At 44.9% G+C, this 216-nt stretch carries 1 pseudogene; it reads left to right on the top strand.

Annotation, left to right across the window (positions count from 1 at the left end):
• Nucleotides 1-158, top strand: a pseudogene (locus FDX22_RS32685) (DNA primase); the annotation flags it as partial.
• Between the last annotated feature and the right edge of the window lie 58 nt (nt 159-216).

The following is a 216-nucleotide window of genomic DNA, read 5'->3' on the forward strand; positions in this document are numbered from 1 at the left end:
GTCTGATGACGATTGAAAAACTTTTGCGGGCAAATGTGCGCAAAGTGAATAAGTTGTTTGTCAGTACGGCAGGAAATCCCGCCGACCATGCGCCAAAAGACATTGTGCGTTATCTGTGTGATGCGCGCTTTGTGATGAATGGACCCGCACTGACGTAGCAGAGGTACAGACTTCTCATATCGTAAAAATACTGTATACTTAAACAGTGTTGTGAGA

This window comes from Citrobacter sp. TBCS-14 (genome assembly GCF_005280805.1).
GTDB classification, from domain to species: domain Bacteria; phylum Pseudomonadota; class Gammaproteobacteria; order Enterobacterales; family Enterobacteriaceae; genus Citrobacter; species Citrobacter gillenii.